Annotated in this window: 15 protein-coding genes; 9 read left to right on the top strand and 6 right to left on the bottom strand. The window is 70.1% G+C overall.

The features are described from left to right. Window positions 1-256 precede the first annotated feature (256 nt). A complete protein-coding gene (gene groL / locus ITJ69_RS16250; protein ID WP_111085221.1) occupies window positions 257-1,879 on the top strand; it encodes a chaperonin GroEL in 1,623 nt (540 codons plus the stop codon). A gap of 298 nt (window positions 1,880-2,177) precedes the next feature. Next, window positions 2,178-3,074 carry a hypothetical protein gene (locus tag ITJ69_RS16245; RefSeq protein WP_159570290.1) on the top strand — a complete coding sequence of 299 codons (897 nt, stop codon included), beginning with the start codon at window positions 2,178-2,180 and terminating at the stop codon, window positions 3,072-3,074. A 124-nt stretch (window positions 3,075-3,198) separates the two neighbouring features. Here ITJ69_RS16245 and ITJ69_RS16240 read toward each other — a convergent pair whose 3' ends face one another. The 5 genes from ITJ69_RS16240 to ITJ69_RS16220 form a co-directional block, all read right to left on the bottom strand. Continuing rightward, entirely contained in the window at window positions 3,199-4,923 is a 1,725-nt protein-coding gene (locus tag ITJ69_RS16240; protein ID WP_123671511.1) for a sensor histidine kinase, read from the bottom strand. A gap of 65 nt (window positions 4,924-4,988) precedes the next feature. Further along, complete coding sequence (locus tag ITJ69_RS16235) at window positions 4,989-5,684, bottom strand: response regulator transcription factor (protein WP_017888045.1); 696 nt, start codon at window positions 5,682-5,684, stop codon at window positions 4,989-4,991. 51 nt (window positions 5,685-5,735) lie between these two features. Beyond that, complete coding sequence (locus tag ITJ69_RS16230) at window positions 5,736-7,433, bottom strand: DNA repair helicase XPB (protein ID WP_133938840.1); 1,698 nt, start codon at window positions 7,431-7,433, stop codon at window positions 5,736-5,738. Window positions 7,434-7,481: 48 nt separating this feature from the next. Next, the gene (locus ITJ69_RS16225; protein WP_194673338.1) at window positions 7,482-9,245 is read right to left on the bottom strand and encodes a helicase-associated domain-containing protein; all 1,764 of its coding nucleotides are present in this window, start codon (window positions 9,243-9,245) and stop codon (window positions 7,482-7,484) included. Between the two features lie 28 nt (window positions 9,246-9,273). Then, complete coding sequence (locus ITJ69_RS16220) at window positions 9,274-9,519, bottom strand: hypothetical protein (RefSeq protein ID WP_123340886.1); 246 nt, start codon at window positions 9,517-9,519, stop codon at window positions 9,274-9,276. Between the two features lie 109 nt (window positions 9,520-9,628). Here ITJ69_RS16220 and ITJ69_RS16215 point away from each other — a divergent pair, with 109 nt between their 5' ends. Together ITJ69_RS16215 and ITJ69_RS16210 are read left to right on the top strand one after the other, a co-directional pair. Beyond that, window positions 9,629-10,012 carry a cold-shock protein gene (locus ITJ69_RS16215; RefSeq protein ID WP_194673337.1) on the top strand — a complete coding sequence of 128 codons (384 nt, stop codon included), beginning with the start codon at window positions 9,629-9,631 and terminating at the stop codon, window positions 10,010-10,012. A gap of 4 nt (window positions 10,013-10,016) precedes the next feature. Further along, complete coding sequence (locus tag ITJ69_RS16210; RefSeq protein ID WP_194673336.1) at window positions 10,017-10,718, top strand: DUF3027 domain-containing protein; 702 nt, start codon at window positions 10,017-10,019, stop codon at window positions 10,716-10,718. Window positions 10,719-10,817: 99 nt separating this feature from the next. Here ITJ69_RS16210 and serC read toward each other — a convergent pair whose 3' ends face one another. Then, a complete protein-coding gene (gene serC / locus ITJ69_RS16205) occupies window positions 10,818-11,933 on the bottom strand; it encodes a phosphoserine transaminase (RefSeq protein ID WP_131921907.1) in 1,116 nt (371 codons plus the stop codon). A 174-nt stretch (window positions 11,934-12,107) separates the two neighbouring features. On the opposite strand from serC, the gene ITJ69_RS16200 reads away from it, so the two are divergent. The 5 genes from ITJ69_RS16200 (at window position 12,108) to ITJ69_RS16180 (ending at window position 15,996) form a co-directional block, all read left to right on the top strand. After that, window positions 12,108-12,803, top strand: a complete 696-nt coding sequence (locus ITJ69_RS16200; RefSeq protein ID WP_111085212.1) for a metal-dependent transcriptional regulator — start codon at window positions 12,108-12,110, stop codon at window positions 12,801-12,803. A 177-nt stretch (window positions 12,804-12,980) separates the two neighbouring features. After that, on the top strand, window positions 12,981-14,024 hold the full coding sequence (locus ITJ69_RS21030) for a C40 family peptidase (protein WP_194673335.1): 1,044 nt from the start codon (window positions 12,981-12,983) through the stop codon (window positions 14,022-14,024). A gap of 365 nt (window positions 14,025-14,389) precedes the next feature. Then, window positions 14,390-14,884: an HNH endonuclease gene (locus ITJ69_RS16190; protein ID WP_111085210.1), complete on the top strand. Its 495-nt coding sequence runs from the start codon at window positions 14,390-14,392 to the stop codon at window positions 14,882-14,884. An 87-nt stretch (window positions 14,885-14,971) separates the two neighbouring features. Then, window positions 14,972-15,325 carry a Cd(II)/Pb(II)-sensing metalloregulatory transcriptional regulator CmtR gene (gene cmtR / locus ITJ69_RS16185; RefSeq protein WP_194673334.1) on the top strand — a complete coding sequence of 118 codons (354 nt, stop codon included), beginning with the start codon at window positions 14,972-14,974 and terminating at the stop codon, window positions 15,323-15,325. Then, entirely contained in the window at window positions 15,322-15,996 is a 675-nt protein-coding gene (locus ITJ69_RS16180; protein WP_194673333.1) for a cation diffusion facilitator family transporter, read from the top strand. The genes cmtR and ITJ69_RS16180 overlap by 4 nt, the downstream gene beginning before the upstream one ends. The last annotated feature ends 13 nt before the right edge of the window (window positions 15,997-16,009 follow it).

Genomic DNA, 16,009 nt, shown 5'->3' with positions numbered 1-16,009 from the left:
CGACACTCATCGCGAACGCGCCGTCCCGTCAGGGGCGGCGCGTTCGTCGTGCGTGGCCCCTGCTGCGTGACGTGCGTGGCGGGCGGTCCGCGGCGGTGGTCGGGGTGCGCTGTTGGCGGGGCGTGTCCTGGGAAGACGTGACGAGCCTCCCGATCGTGTTGCACTCGCACCGGGCGAGTGCCAGAATCGGCGTTGGCACTCGCTCACGTTGAGTGCCAGCACGACCCCACGACGTCCGGGAGGGACGAGAACTCACATGGCTAAGATCATTGCTTTCGACGAGGAGGCCCGCCGTGGCCTCGAGCGCGGCCTGAACCAGCTGGCCGACGCCGTGAAGGTGACGCTCGGCCCGCGCGGCCGCAACGTCGTCCTCGAGAAGAAGTGGGGCGCCCCCACGATCACGAACGACGGTGTCTCCATCGCCAAGGAGATCGAGCTCGACGACCCGTACGAGAAGATCGGTGCGGAGCTCGTCAAGGAGGTCGCCAAGAAGACCGACGACGTCGCCGGTGACGGTACGACCACCGCGACCGTCCTCGCCCAGGCACTCGTCCGCGAGGGCCTCCGCAACGTCGCCGCTGGCGCCGACCCCGTGTCGCTCAAGCGCGGCATCGAGAAGGCCGTCTCCGCCGTCTCCGACCAGCTCCTCGCCAACGCGAAGGACATCGAGACCAAGGACCAGATCGCCGCGACCGCGTCGATCTCGGCTGCAGACCCGACCATCGGCGCGCTCATCGCCGAGGCCATCGACAAGGTCGGCAAGGAAGGTGTCGTCACCGTCGAGGAGTCGAACACCTTCGGCACCGAGCTCGAGCTGACCGAGGGCATGCGCTTCGACAAGGGCTACCTGTCGCAGTACTTCGTCACCGACCCCGAGCGTCAGGAAGCCGTCTTCGAGGACGCTTACATCCTGATCGTCAACTCGAAGATCTCGAACATCAAGGACCTCCTGCCGGTCGTCGACAAGGTGATCCAGGCGGGCAAGCAGCTCCTGATCATCGCCGAGGACGTCGACGGCGAGGCCCTGGCCACGCTCGTCGTGAACAAGATCCGCGGCATCTTCAAGTCCGTCGCCGTCAAGGCCCCGGGCTTCGGTGACCGCCGCAAGGCCATGCTGCAGGACATCGCGATCCTGACCGGTGGCCAGGTCATCTCGGAAGAGGTCGGCCTCAAGCTCGAGAACGCGACGCTCGACCTGCTCGGTCGTGCCCGCAAGGTCGTCATCACCAAGGACGAGACCACGATCGTCGAGGGTGCCGGCGACGCCGAGCAGATCGCCGGCCGTGTCCGTCAGATCCGCGCCGAGATCGACGCGACCGACTCCGACTACGACCGCGAGAAGCTCCAGGAGCGCCTCGCGAAGCTCGCCGGTGGCGTCGCCGTCATCAAGGCGGGTGCCGCGACCGAGGTCGAGCTCAAGGAGCGCAAGCACCGCATCGAGGACGCCGTCCGCAACGCGAAGGCTGCCGTCGAAGAGGGCATCGTCGCCGGTGGTGGCGTCGCCCTCATCCAGGCCGGCAAGGTCGCGCTCGACGCACTCACCCTCGAGGGTGACGAGGCGACCGGTGCGAACATCGTCCGCGTCGCCATCGACGCACCGCTCAAGCAGATCGCGCTGAACGCCGGTCTCGAGCCGGGTGTCGTGGCCGCCAAGGTCCGCGAGCTCGAAGCAGGTTGGGGCCTCAACGCCGCGACCGGCGAGTACGTCGACCTCATCGCCGCGGGCATCATCGACCCGGCCAAGGTCACGCGCTCGGCGCTGCAGAACGCTGCGTCGATCGCTGGTCTGTTCCTGACGACCGAGGTCGTCGTCGCCGACAAGCCCGAGCGTGCCGCGGCCGCTCCGGCCGGCGACCCGACGGGTGGCATGGACTTCTAAGCAGTCCTGTTCGAAGGGCCCCGCACGCTGCGCGTGCGGGGCCCTTCCGCGTGCGGGGAAGGCTTGCGGGGCGCGCCGCTCAGGTTCGCCGAGCGGTCACCAGACGTCGGCAGCGCGAGCGCGTACCGACAGCAGTCGACCGGTCGCCGACGTGCGAACGGGGTGTTCTGGCCGTTGGTGGACACGCGTGCCGGCTCGGGCGGCGCCCAGTCCTGCACAGGAGGCCCGGCTCGCCTCCTCTTCCACAGTCCGGTCCGCCCGTGCCTCACGTCCCCTTCCAGCGGCTCAAGCTGGCCAGATGCCGACGCCGCGCCGCCTGCCCCGAGCCCTCGAAGTCCGCACCTTCACGGTGGCCGAGGCCGTGGGGAAGGGTGTGCATCCCGAGCGGCTCCGCCGGAGTGACCTCGTCGCGCCGGTCCGAGGTGTTCGCGCGCCGGCAGGGTCGGCGGACTTCTTCGAGGCCGTCGCGCAGGTGATGCGCCCTGATCAGTACTTCAGCCACACCACGGCCGCTCGGCTCTGGGGTGCGCCGCTTCCCGCGTCGATGCGGTCCGAGACGGCCGTCCACGTGACGACGGTTGAGAACGGGGTGCGGATGCGCCGTCCGAACGTCGTCGGGCACCGACGGGCAGAGCCCGAGGTGGTGGAGCACAGGGGCCACCGGGTCAGTGCCCCGTCCGCGATGTGGTTCGAGTGTGCTGCGAGTCTCGACGTCCCCGCGCTCGTTGCGGTCGGTGATCACCTGGTCGGCCGATCCGGATTGGCGACGATCGACGACCTCCGGGCGGCGGTGTTGCCGGGCAGCCGCTACGTCCGCCGGGCGCGGAGCGCGCTTGACCGGATCCGCGTGGGGGCAGAGTCCGCGATGGAGACCTGGCTCCGGCTCGCTGTCGAGGACGCAGGGTTCCCGGAGCCGGAACTCAACCTGGACGTGCACGACCCGAGCGGGCTGTTCCTTGGTCGCGTCGACCTCGTCTGGCCGGCGCTCCGGATCGGTCTCGAGTACGACGGCGACCACCACCGGGAGCGCGACGCGTTCCGTCACGACCAGCGACGCGACAACGGATTCGTGGTGAACGACTGGCTCATCATCCACGCGACGGCTGCCGACGCGGGGCGGCCAGCGGTGCTGTTGGAGCGGCTTCGCCAGGCCTTCGAGGCGCGGACGGTCACGATCCGTCTCCGCCGGACGTGAACTCCCGGCAGTCCGGCGCCACAGAGTGGTCGCAACGTGCTGTCGGGTGCACGTCGAGTGGTCAGGGCTCGTCGCACGGACAGTTGCGGGGCGACGGTTCGTGACCAGTCGGCAAGCGCCCGCGTCAGGCGGCGTAGTCGCGGGGGAGCAAGGGCAGCCAGACGCGGAAGGTCGCGCCGCCGCCCTCGGTGTCGAAGACCTCGACCGAGCCGTGGTGCGCCGCGACGATGCCCGACACGATCGCGAGCCCGAGGCCCGAACCACCGGTGTCCCGCGCACGCGAGGTGTCGGCACGCCAGAACCGCTGGAAGATCTTGTCGCGCAGCTGCGCCGGGATCCCCTCACCGTGGTCGATGACGTCGATGTGGGCCATGCCGCGGTCGTCGTCCACCCCGACGCCGATCTCGATCGGGTCGTCGTGCTCGGTGAACCGCATGGCGTTGCCCATCAGGTTCGTGACGATCTGGCGGATCTTGTTCTCCTCCGCCAGCACGATCGGGGGACGCTGGGGCATGACGACCGTCGGCAGCGGCGTCGTCTCGTCGGTGGGGGCGGCACCGGCTTCGATGTCCATCGCCCGGGTCCGCCGAGCACGCAGTCGCGCGATCGTCTGCCGCGAGAACGCGATGGGACCCGTGGTGTTCGCCGACGTGGGCGATGCCGGGGGGACCTCGCCCGTGTCGGACAAGGAGCCCGACGAGTCCGACGACCCCGACGAGAGCGAGGACGACGACGCGGGCGGCCGCACTGCCTGGGGGACGCTCTCGCCCGTCATGGCGTCCTCGACCAGGACCTGGATCTCGCGATCCGGGTTGGACGCCATGGTGTCGAGCGCCGAGTCACGGGCGATCGCGACGAGGTCGACCGGGCCGAGCTCGAGCGGCTTGGACTCGTCGATGCGGGCGAGCTGGAGCAGGTCCTGCACGAGCAGGCCCATCCGCTTCGCCTCTTTCTCGATGCGCTCCATCGCCTGGGCGACGTCTTCTTCCTTGCGCAGGGCGCCCATCCGGTACAGCTCGGCGTACCCGCGCAGGGACACCAGCGGGGTGCGGAGTTCGTGCGAGGCGTCGCCGACGAACCGCCGCATCTGGTCGATGGTGCGCTGGCGGTCCTCGAACGCGGTGTCGATGCGCTCGAGCATGACGTTCAGGGAGCGGTTCAGTCGCCCGACCTCGGTGTTCGGGGTGTCGGCCTCGAGGCGCTGGTTGAAGTCACCGGCGGCGAAGCGTGCGGCGGTGTCCTCGACGTCGCGCAACGGGTCGAACGTGGCGGTGACGAGCAGCCGTGTGAGCATGGCGCCGAGCAGGATCACCGAGATGCCGAAGCCGAGGAAGATGACGGTGAACCGGGCGATGGTCTGGTCGGTGTCGGCGCTCGACACCGCGACGAGCACGAAGCCCGTCTCGGTGGAGCCGCTCGTCTGGTTCTGCAGTGAGGCCGGGATGACCTGGGCACGCCACTCGTGGTTGTGCTGGCTGTCGTAGAGCGAGAAGCGCGCACCGTTCTGCGCCGCTGCGGAGAAGTCCAGTTCGCGGATGTCCGGGCGGCTCGATGCCTTCGTCTGGCAGATCTGGTCGCCGTCGGCGTCGTACGCGGCCACGTAGGCGCTCTGCGACAGCACGACCGACAGCTTGCAGTACTGCTCGCCGTCGCTGATGTTCTGGCCCTCGAGCTGCTCCGTGGTGCCCTTGACGTTGTTGTCGAGCTGCGCCATCAGGTACGTCGACAGGACGGTCATCGTGCCGAGTCCGGCCACGAGCAGGCCGAGCGCCACCAGGAGCACCGTGATCCCGGTGATCTTGGTGCGCAGGGAGATCCCGTCCCACCAGCGGCTCATTCGCGTGTGCATGCTGCCCCAACGATAGACAGCGGCCGCCCGGTGAAACCGGACGACCGCCGTGAAGAACGGAGGTGCTACGAGGCCTTGGACGCCTTGAGCATGTACCCGAAGCCGCGCTTGGTCTGGATGATCGGCTCGGCCGAGTACTGGTCGAGCTTGCGACGCAGGTACGAGATGTAGCTCTCGACGATGCCGGCGTCGCCGTTGAAGTCGTACTCCCAGACGTGGTCGAGGATCTGCGCCTTCGACAGCACGCGGTTCGGGTTGAGCATCAGGTAGCGGAGCAGCTTGAACTCGGTTGGGGAGAGCTCGATCTGCGCGTCACCGATCGTGACCTCGTGCGTGTCCTGGTCCATGGTGAGCTCGCCGGCGCGGATGATCGCGTCTTCCTCGTCGTTCATGGTGCGACGGAGGATGGCCTTGATGCGAGCGACGATCTCGTCGAGCGAGAACGGCTTGGTGACGTAGTCGTCGCCGCCGACGGTGAGGCCGGTGATCTTGTCCTCGGTGTCGTCCTTCGCGGTGAGGAACAGGATCGGCGAGGTGTACCCGGACGACCGCAGGCGCTTGGTGACGCCGAAGCCGTTCATGTCGGGGAGCATCACGTCGAGGATGATCAGGTCGGGTTCTTCCTCGAGCACGGCCGAGATCGCCTGTGCGCCGTTGCCGACGGCACGCACGGCGAACCCGGCGAAGCGCAACGAGGTCGTCAGGAGGTCGCGGATGTTCGGCTCGTCGTCGACGATCAGGATCTTGGGGCCATCGCTCATGGTCCTATCTTCTGACCGTTCCCTAATGGTTTCCTGAGAGCGGTGCGTACGTCAGCCCACGGGCGCCTGGACCTGGTCGGCATCCAGGATCGTGTAGGAGTACCCCTGCTCGGCGAGGAACCGCTGCCGGTTCTGCGCGAAGTCCTGGTCGACGGTGTCCCGCGCCACGAGCGTGTAGAACGACGCGGGCAGGCCGTCCTTGTTCGGGCGGAGCAGTCGACCGAGGCGCTGCGCTTCTTCTTGTCGTGACCCGAACGACCCGGAGACCTGGATCGCGACGGTGGCGTCGGGCAGGTCGATGGAGAAGTTCGCGACCTTCGACACGACGAGCACGTCCACCTCGCCGGCTCGGAACGCGTCGTACAGCCGCTCGCGCTCGTCGACGGGCGTCGCACCGGTGATCTCGGCTGCGTCGAGGGACGAGGCCAGTGCGTCGAGCTGGTCGATGTACTGCCCGATCACCAGGATCTGCTCGCCGCGGTGCTTCTCGATGAGCTCGCGGACGACCGGGGTCTTCGCGGGCGAGGTGGCGGCGAGCCGGTACCGTTCGTCGTCGCTCGAGGCCGCGTACTCCAGGCGCTCCTGGTGCGGCAGGTCGATGCGCACCTCGTAGCACTCGGCCGGGGAGATGTAGCCCTGGGCCTCGATCTCCTTCCACGGAGCGTCGTAGCGCTTCGGGCCGATGAGCGAGAACACGTCGCCCTCGCGGCCGTCCTCGCGCACGAGCGTCGCGGTCAGGCCCAGGCGTCGGCGGGCCTGCAGGTCGGCGGTCAGCTTGAACACCGGGGCCGGCAGCAGGTGGACCTCGTCGTAGACGATGAGGCCCCAGTCGAGGGCGTCGAGCAACGAAAGGTGCGTGTACTCGCCCTTCCGGCGGGCCGTGAGGATCTGGTAGGTCGCGATCGTGACCGGCCGGATCTCCTTGACGCTGCCCGAGTACTCGCCGATGTCCTCGGCCTTCAGGGTCGTGCGCTTGAGGAGCTCGCTGCGCCACTGCCGTGCGGACACGGTGTTCGTCACGAGGATGAGCGTGGTCGCCTTGACGGTTGCCATCGCCCCGGCGCCGACCAGGGTCTTGCCGGCGCCACAGGGCAGCACGACGACACCGGACCCCTGCGCGAAGAAGGTGTCGACGGCCTGCTCCTGGTACGGGCGCATGTGCCACTCGGCCGTGTCGAGGTCGATCGGGTGCGGCTGCCCGGGGGTGTAGCCCGCCAGGTCCTCGGCCGGCCAGCCGAGCTTCACGAGTTCCTGCTTGATCTGCCCGCGTGCCCACGGCTGCAGCTCGACCTCGGAAGGCGTCCGCATGTCGCCGAGCAGTGGCTTGATCCGCTTCGACCGGATGACCTCGGCCAGCACGGACGGGTCCTCGGCGGTCAGGAGCAGGACGGGCAGGCGCTCGAGTTCCTCGGTGGGGGAGTTCGCGATGACCGGGGCGTCCTCGCGTTCCTCACGCCGGATGACGAGTCGGCCGTAGCGGGACACCGTGTCGCGGATGTCCACGGTGACGCTCTGCGGCACCGGGAACTTGGCGAAGCGCTCGAGGGTGGCGATCATCGCCTCGGCGTCGTGTCCGGCGGCCCGTGCGTTCCACAGGCCGAGGCGGGTGATGCGGTAGGTGTGCACGTGCTCGGGGGCGCGTTCGAGTTCGGCGAAGGCCGCGAGCTCGTGGCGTGCGTCCTCGGCGTCGGGGTGTGCGACCTCGAGGAGCACGGTGCGGTCGCTCTGCACGATCAGCGGTCCGTTCATGACCTGCCAGCCTAGCCGTCGTCACCTGCGTTCGGGTGACCGTGCACCTCAGGCGTCGCTCTCGACCGCCACGACGAGCGACAGCGGCAGCGTGCGCTCGACGTCGACGCTGGTGTCGCGCCCTCGGACGCGTCCGGCGGCGACCGAGGTCGGGATGATCGAGAACGGCCGTTCGGAGCCGTCCGGCATCCGCACCGTCAGCCGGATCGGCGTGCGACCGCGCACGGCCAGGTCGATCTGCCGCCCGAGCCACTCCTGCTCCGGTTCGGCGTCGCCGCGCTGGGTGGTCAGGCGGAGCCGTTCCACGAGTGCGTGCGCCGCCTGCTCCGGCGAGCGTCCGGTGGGGCTGCGCCGACCGGGAGGCCCGTGGTGCGTCTCGGGGCGGGCGCCGGTCGCGAGCACGGCCGGGTAGCGCTGGTCCTCGAGCGCGGTGTGCACGACGTGCGCCGGGTAGCGGGTGGTGAGCGTCGTCAGGTCGCTGCGCTCCCACGCCATCTGCCGGAGTTCGGCGTCGACACCGATCAGGTCGAGCTGGTCCGCGGTGCCGCGGACGACGGTGCCGACCCCGCCCTCGCCGCGGTCGACGACGATGCTGCCGTCGCGTCCGGCGACCTGGTCGACCAGGTAGGCGAGGGGCTGCGGGACGCCGGTCGACGACAGCCGGGTGAGCAGCGCCAGGACGTCGTCACGGGAGTGCCCGGCACGGAACGCCGTGCGCAGGGTGTCCTCGGAGATGCGGTAGCGGGCGGCCAGACCGGGTGCCTCGAGCACGGCGACCGTGCGCAGAGCGGCGTCGTCGACCGGGGCGAGGGGCCCGGGGGCGATCACCGTCAGGTCGTGCTGCAGGTACACCTGGCTGACGGTGCCGGGCAGGTCGTCCGCTGCAGGCCTGGCGTCACCGTCCAGCAGTGCTCGGCCGGTGCTCGTGACGATGCCGTCGACCGCGAGTCCGAGCGACGCGGTGGTGCCGGCCGCCTCGAGCAGCACGGCGTCGAGCCAGCGGGAGCCCGCCGGGTACGCCCAGCGGCCGAGTGCCACGAGGTCGCGCAGGTCGTCGTCGGCGAGTGCGAGGACCTCGTGCACCGCGGGGCCGAGGGTGTCCGCCCAGGCCGACACGAGCGTCGCCCAGCGGTCCGGCCAGCCGGCGACGAGCCAGTCCTGTCCGGCGTCGGTGACCGTCCACCGGCCGGAGCCCGGGTCGGCGAACCCGACCCGGTCGAGCAGTGCGAGGCGGCCGGGCACGACGTCGGCGTCGGTGCCGATGCGCTCGGCCAGGGTCTTCGCGAGCGGCGTGCCGATGCCGCCCTTGACGAGTTCGCGGACGGTGCCGGCGTCCACCGCACGCAGCAGCTCGGCGAGCACGGTCATGCTCGAGAACGCCTGCTCCGCGCCGGTGGTGCGCGCGCGGTCCTGGCCGGCCACGTCGTCGGCGTGGGCGGCGCGGTCGGGGCGATCCGGGCCTCCCGTCGATCGCAGTGCCACGAGGTCGGGGTGGGCGGCCACGCGTGCGGCGACCGCGTCGTCGACGGCGCCGTCCTCGTCCGCCAGGCCGAGCGTGATCGCCGGACCGAGGCGGTCGGCGTCCCCGCCGTCGCGGAGCGCCAGGATCGTGGCGCGGGGCAGGTGCTCGACGGCGGCGTCGACCGCGTCGTCGGTGCGGAGCGCCTCGGCCAGGTCGAAGAAGTCGGTGATCCGTTGCGGACCGGTCTCGCCGAGGGCGGCCGGGGGCAGGCTCCGCGCAGCGACGAGTCGTTCGAGGGAGTCGTCCGGCAACGCCCGGAGTCGGGCGGCCAGGTCGGCGGTGGTCGTCATCGTCCGGTGCCAGCGTCCGGGGCGGACGTCAGCGAGCCGTCCGGTTGGCTCGTGCGCGGCGCGTCCAAGTGATGGCGAGGAGCGTGAAGACCAGGACCATGCCGATCGGGAAACCGACGAGCGGGATCGCCATGATCACCGGCCACGGCATGGAGCCCTGCGCGCTCGGGACCGTCAGCCACATGACGATCATCGCCGCCATGCAGAGGAACGCAGCGATGAAGATGCCACCGACCATGAACGCCAGAGCGCGTTCGGTACGATTGAACGTCACCGGGGGTTCTGCGGAATCCTGCGGGTTCCCGGTTGATCGGGTCGGATTGGCCATCGACCCAGGATATCCGACGCACCACGGCCGTACCACGACCTCGAGGAGTCCACGCATGCCCACCGGCAAGGTCAAGTTCTACGACGACGACAAGGGCTTCGGCTTCATCACCGGAGACGACGGCGACCAGGTGTTCCTGCACGCGTCCTCGCTGCCCGACGGCGTCGTGACCGTGAAGGCGGGATCCCGGCTCGAGTACGGCGTCGTGCAGGGGAAGAAGGGGTCGCAGGCACTGTCCGTGCGGCTCCTCGACCCGCAGCCGTCGTTGTCCCGGATGACCCGTCGCTCCGCAGACGACATGGCCGTGATCGTGATCGTCGAGGACCTGGTGAAGGAACTCGATCGGATCAGCGGAGACCTCCGCCACGGCCGCTACCCGAAGAACGGCGATCGACTCGCCGCCATCCTGCGGCACGTCGCAGACCAGTTGGAGGCGTGACGCCATGACAGACAGCGACGCAGTACCCGTTGACTACACAGACCTGGCGCGGACCGCGCTGCTCGAGGTGACCCCCGAGTCGAGCATCGGCGCGCCCGTCGGCACCGTGGACGAGGGCGACGGCGTCGTCTCCGTCCTGTTCGCGAACCGCATGCCGGGCTACCCCGGCTGGCGCTGGACCGTCAGCGTCGCGAAGGTCGGCGACGAGGACCCCACCGTGCTCGAGGTCGAGCTGATGCCCGGCGACGGCTCGCTCGTCGCGCCGGAGTGGGTGCCGTGGTCCGAGCGACTGGCCGAGTACCGGGCGGCGCAGGACCACGAGTCGGACGAGGAGTCCGACGACGAGGGCGACGACGACGAGTCGGATGACGAGGACGACGACGACTTCGATGACGAGTCGGACGAGGACGCCGACTACGACGACTCGGACGACGACGAAGCCGACGACGAGTCGGATGACGACGAGGACGACGAGGACTCCGAGTTCGAAGCGGACGAGGACGACCTCGACGAACCGGACGACGACGACATCGATGGTGTGGACGTCGACGCGCTCGCCGACACCGCTGACGAGGACGTCGACGACGCCCCGCAGCCCCCTCGCCGTCGTCGCGCACAGCGCGTGCAGCCCGTCGACCCGGACGCCGACCTCGACGGCGCCCAGCTCGATGCCGGTGAGGTCGACCCGGACTTCCACCGCTCCTGACACGCACCCGAACAACGACGAAGCACCACGGGATCCCGTGGTGCTTCGTCGTTTCCGTGGTGTTCGTCGCCGGCGCTGGCCCGCCGCGCGACGGACGGGTCAGCGCAGGGCGTCGACCGTGAAGTCGATCGCCTGCACGAGCTTCGCGACGTCGTCCGGGTCGATCGCGGTGAACGTCGCGACGCGCAGCTGGTTGCGCCCGAGCTTCCGGTACGGCTCGGTGTCGACGATGCCGTTCGCGCGCAGGGTCGCGGCGACGGCCTTGGCGTCGATCGAGTCGTCGAGGTCGATCGTGGCGACGACCTGCGAGCGGGCTGCGGGGTCGGTCACGAACGGCGTCGCGTAGTCGACCGACTCGGCCCAGTCGTACAGCGTCGACGACGAGGTCTTGGTGCGGGTGTCCGCCCAGGCCAGGCCGCCCGACTCGTTGATCCACCGGACCTGGTCGTCGAGCAGCAGCAGCGTCGAGATCGCCGGGGTGTTCAGCGTCTGGTTCAGGCGCGAGTTGTCGACGGCGTTCTTGAGCGACAGGAACTCGGGGATGTACCGACCGCTCGCTGCGATGCGCTCGACGCGCTCGATCGCGGTGGGGGAGAACAGCGCGAGCCACAGGCCGCCGTCGGAGGCGAAGTTCTTCTGCGGGGCGAAGTAGTAGACGTCGGCGGCGTCCACGTCGAACGCGGCACCACCGGCGGCGCTCGTGGCGTCGACGACCGTCAGTGCTCCGGCGTCACCGGCGGCGCGGACGACCGGGGCCATGACGCCGGTCGAGGTCTCGTTGTGCGGGTAGGCGTAGACGTCGACGCCGTCGACGGGCTCGAGCGCGGCGAGCGATCCGCCGGGGGCCTCGACGACGTGCGGTGCCTCGAGCCACGGGGCGCCGGCGGCCTTGGCGAACTTCGACCCGAACTCGCCGAAGGACAGGTTCTCTGCGCGGCGCTCGATGAGGCCGAACGCGGCGGCGTCCCAGAACGCGGTCGAGCCGCCGTTGCCGAGGACGACCTCGTAGCCCTCGGGGACCTGGAACAGGTCGGCGAGCCCGGAGCGGACGCTGCCGACCAGGTCCTTCACGGGCTTCTGGCGGTGGGACGTGCCGAGGATCGTGGCCCCGCGCGTCACGAGGGACTCGAGCTGCGCGCCGCGGATCTTGGACGGTCCGCAGCCGAAGCGGCCGTCGGTGGGGAGGAGTTCGGCGGGGATGACGATGTCTGCCATGCACCGATCCTACCGAGCGCGATCCCAGTGCTGGTGCGCCTGTACCGGCCGGACGGGGAGGCCTGGAGCGCTGTGGCCACGGCCCTCTTCTTGCCCCGTGCAAGTGTCGGTCGGAGTTCGTCGGTCCGAACAAGTAGGGTGGTGGCCGCTGGGCCCAGACATGAGAGGCGGACCGTGACCGATCTCGTCGACACCACGGAGATGTACCTTCGCACCATCCTCGACTTGGAGGAGGAGGCGATCGTTCCGCTGCGCGCTCGCATCTCGGAGCGCCTCGGCCACTCGGGCCCGACGGTCTCGCAGACCATCGCCCGCATGGAGCGCGACGGCCTGGTCGTCGTCTCCGGCGACCGCCACCTCGAGCTCACCGACGAAGGGCGCTCCCGGGCCACCCACGTCATGCGCAAGCACCGTCTAGCGGAGCGCCTGCTGGCCGACGTCATCGGACTCGACTGGGCGTTCGTCCACGACGAGGCCTGCCGGTGGGAACACGTCATGAGCGAGCAGGTCGAGGTCCGCCTGCTCGAGATGCTCGGCAACCCGACCGAGTCGCCCTACGGCAACCCGATCCCCGGCCTGGCCGAGATCGGCGGCCCCGCGGCCGCGGGGTTCCTCGACGGCGTGCAGAACATCGTCGCCGCGACCGAGGGCACCGACGCCGTCGCGACCGGTGTGATCCGTCGTCTGGGCGAGCCCGTGCAGTTCGAGCCCGAGCTCCTGCACCAGCTCCGCACGGCCGGCGTCATGCCCGGTCGTCTGGCGAGCGTGCAGCGCGCCGGGGCCTACGTCGCCGTCCGCGTCGAGGGTGAGGACTCGGGTATCGAGCTCCCCGTCGAGGTCGCGCAGCACGTGTACATCGAGCGGGACTGATTTCACGGCCCTGACCAGGGCTTCTTTACCGTTTCGTTACAAACGGCCCGTTTCATCTCGACAAGGTAACGACGGCCCCGTACACTCGTCGAGTCCCCGCGCTGCGCCTGAGCCGGAGACCCGTGGCAGGACGTCTCGAACCCGTCTCCTGCCTCGATCGGAAACGATGACGAACGGATGGGGTTGCACGTCGCCGGACACCCACGGCAGCGTGATGACGAGACGCCGGAGACCACACCCTTGACGCAGACCGGTTCCGCCGCGGACGACCAGACGCCCGCCAACCCGACGAACACCGAGAACGCCACCGACGCACCGCTCACCCGGCGGTCCGTCCGCCAGGCCGAGCCGCGACCGACACGCAAGGTCGTCCCGGTCCGCTCCGCCCCGCTCCCCGGCGGCCGTCGTGCCGCACAGGCCGCAGCCACCGCGACCGCTGCCAAGGCGAGCTCGTCGTCGCGCAAGCGCAAGTTCCTCGCCCCCATCGTCCTGACGGTCGCCGCCGGCATGTTCGGCACCGTGGCGGTCGCGCCGGCCTTCGCCGCGCAGACCTCCACCGGCACCGAGGCGGCGAACGCGCAGCGCCAGGTCCGTGCGACGGAGAGCCAGGAGTTCTCGGTGTCCGACGCCGTCGCACTGGCCGGCACGAGCCGCGACGGCTACGGCGCCACGTCGACCGCGACGCTCGACGCACGCGCAGCGGCCAAGCAGGCTGCAGCCGACCAGGCCGAAGCGACCGAGGCAGCCGCTGAGCAGGCCGAGCAGGCAGCATCGGCCACGCAGGCGGCGCGTGCCCAGACCGCCGAGCAGTACGCCTCGTACACCGGCCCGTCCGCCGCCGACTACGTGGCCAGCTCCAGCGCCGCGGACACCCCGTTCTCGCTGCCGGCCGTGGTCGCCACCGCCAAGCAGTACATCGGCACCCCGTACGTCTTCGGCGGCGCCGACCCGTCCGGCTTCGACTGCTCGGGCTACGTCATGTTCGTCTACGCCCAGTACGGCATCAACCTCGCGCACTCGGTGCCGCTGCAGGACCAGGCCGGCACCACGATCCCCGAGTCAGAGGCGCAGCCCGGCGACGTCGTCATCTTCAACAACGAGGCGCACGACGGCTTCTACATGGGCAACGGCATGATCATGGACGCCCCGAAGCCCGGTGGCTCCGTGTCGATCCGTCCGATCTGGACCAGCGACTACCACATCGTCCGCTTCGGCATCTGAGGCATCAGACCCGACCGCGGGGCATCGAACCCGTGAACATCGCCGAAACCGGCCCGTGCACCCTCGTGCCGGGCCGGTTTCTGACGTAGCCTGGCGCTGCACCGGTCCGCAAGGCCCCGAGCAGGGAGACCCCATGTCGTTGTTCCGCACGACCCGCACCATGGGTCGGCGCGCGCGCATCGACATACGGTCGACCACCGCCTGCGTGCACGAGCACGCCCCTGCATGACCAGAGCACTGCCCATCCGGGTGGTGCTCTTCGTGGTTCAGGGGACGTGTGCGCGAGCGACGGTCACCTGCGAAGGACCCCGGTCCGACGCACCCGCAGCGCCTGGAAGCCGTCCAGGCACGTCGGAAGGGAACCAATGCGCACTCTCGTCCTCAACGCCGGTTACGAGCCCCTCGCGGTGATCTCGTTCCGACGAGCCCTCGTGCTGGTCATGAACCAGAAGGCCTCCGTCGTCGCAGCCGACCTCGAGCACCCGGTCACCGGGTCGACCTCGAGCTTCGATCGGCCGTCCGTCATCATCCTCACCCGGTACGTGCGCATCCCGCACTCGAGACTCGTGCCGGTGTCGCGCCGCGGGGTCCTGCGCCGCGACGCCAACCGGTGCGCGTACTGCGACCGGCACGCGACGACGATCGACCACGTGCAGCCGAAGTCGCGTGGTGGGCAGGACTCGTGGGAGAACCTCGTGGCCTGCTGCCTGGCGTGCAACAACGAGAAGGGTGACCGCACCCCGCAGGAGATGGGGTGGCGGCTGCGTTTCCGTCCGAAGATCCCGCACGGCTCGTCGTGGGTCGTGCGCGGTATCGAGCGTCCGCAGGCGGAGTGGGACGAGTACCTGGTCGCCGCGTAGCGGACGGGAGGCACGTGGCGGGGCCGCCACGGGCCTCCCGTCCGCCGTTCGCTCGCAACAGGTCAGTGAACGCTGTATGGTCAGCGCATGCTGACCATAGCCCCGCGGCTCGACGTCATGCACCGGCTCGGCCGGGCGATGGCGGATCGGACGCGCTCCCGGATCCTGCTCGAGATGCTCGAAGCGCCGGTCTACCCGGGCCGGCTCGCGACCGACCTGGGGCTCACCCGCTCGAACGTCTCGAACCACCTCGCCTGCCTGCGCGGATGCGGCATCGTCGTCGCGGTGCCCGAGGGGCGCTCCACCCGCTACGAGATCGCCGACCCGCACCTCGGGGCTGCGATCCGCTCGCTCCTCGAGGTCGTGCTCGCCAGCGACGACGGTGATGCGTGCACCGACGAGGACTGCGACGTCCCGCTCTGCTGCGGACCCGGCGCATGACCGGGGTGATGGCTCCGGTCGTGCCCGATCGTCGACGGGTGCTGCAGCGACGGATCCGGTGGATCGTCGCCGCGACGATCACGTACAACGTCATCGAGGCCGTCATCGCGATCGCAGCCGGTTCGGTGGCATCGTCGACCGCCCTGATCGGGTTCGGTCTCGACTCCGTCGTCGAGGTCCTGTCCGCTGCTGCCGTCGCGTGGCAGTTCGCCGGGCCGGACCCCGAGGCGCGGGAGCGCGTCGCACTGAAGGTCATCGCGGTGTCGTTCTTCGCACTGGCGCTGTACGTCAGTGTCGACGCGGTGTTGACCCTGACCGGGCTGCGCGAGCCGGAGCACAGCACCGTCGGGATCGTGCTGGCGGCGGTCAGCCTGGCCGTGATGCCGTTCCTCAGCCTGCTCGAACGTCGTGCCGGCAAGGAGCTCGGTTCGGCCTCGGCGGTCGCGGACTCCAAGCAGACCCTGGTGTGCAGCTACCTGTCCGCCGCGGTGCTGGTCGGGCTGCTCCTGAACACGCTGTTCGGCTGGTCGTGGGCTGATCCGGTGGCCGGCCTGGTGGTCGTCGTGTTCGCGGTGCGCGAGGGGCTCGAGGCCTGGCGGGGCGATGCCTGCAAGCAGCCGGTCGCCGCCCTGACCGGCGAGCGCGCGGCCGACGCCTGCGACTGCTGCTGACGCGGGCTCGGGG

Source organism: Curtobacterium sp. VKM Ac-2887, assembly GCF_015350935.1.
GTDB lineage: Bacteria > Actinomycetota > Actinomycetes > Actinomycetales > Microbacteriaceae > Curtobacterium.
The sequence above is the reverse complement of the archived record's forward strand: the minus strand, read 5'-3'. Positions and strand labels throughout refer to the sequence as shown.

Bases quoted from the DNA above. Each gene is read 5' to 3' on its own strand.
- groL (WP_111085221.1), top strand. From the start codon at position 257: ATGGCTAAGATCATTGCTTTCGACGAGGAGGCCCGCCGTGGCCTCGAG.
- ITJ69_RS16245 (WP_159570290.1), top strand. From the start codon at position 2,178: ATGCCGACGCCGCGCCGCCTGCCCCGAGCCCTCGAAGTCCGCACCTTC.
- ITJ69_RS16240 (WP_123671511.1), bottom strand. From the start codon at position 4,923: ATGCACACGCGAATGAGCCGCTGGTGGGACGGGATCTCCCTGCGCACC.
- ITJ69_RS16235 (WP_017888045.1), bottom strand. From the start codon at position 5,684: ATGAGCGATGGCCCCAAGATCCTGATCGTCGACGACGAGCCGAACATC.
- ITJ69_RS16230 (WP_133938840.1), bottom strand. From the start codon at position 7,433: ATGAACGGACCGCTGATCGTGCAGAGCGACCGCACCGTGCTCCTCGAG.
- ITJ69_RS16225 (WP_194673338.1), bottom strand. From the start codon at position 9,245: ATGACGACCACCGCCGACCTGGCCGCCCGACTCCGGGCGTTGCCGGAC.
- ITJ69_RS16215 (WP_194673337.1), top strand. From the start codon at position 9,629: ATGCCCACCGGCAAGGTCAAGTTCTACGACGACGACAAGGGCTTCGGC.
- ITJ69_RS16210 (WP_194673336.1), top strand. From the start codon at position 10,017: ATGACAGACAGCGACGCAGTACCCGTTGACTACACAGACCTGGCGCGG.
- serC (WP_131921907.1), bottom strand. From the start codon at position 11,933: ATGGCAGACATCGTCATCCCCGCCGAACTCCTCCCCACCGACGGCCGC.
- ITJ69_RS21030 (WP_194673335.1), top strand. From the start codon at position 12,981: ATGGGGTTGCACGTCGCCGGACACCCACGGCAGCGTGATGACGAGACG.
- ITJ69_RS16190 (WP_111085210.1), top strand. From the start codon at position 14,390: ATGCGCACTCTCGTCCTCAACGCCGGTTACGAGCCCCTCGCGGTGATC.
- cmtR (WP_194673334.1), top strand. From the start codon at position 14,972: ATGCTGACCATAGCCCCGCGGCTCGACGTCATGCACCGGCTCGGCCGG.
- ITJ69_RS16180 (WP_194673333.1), top strand. From the start codon at position 15,322: ATGACCGGGGTGATGGCTCCGGTCGTGCCCGATCGTCGACGGGTGCTG.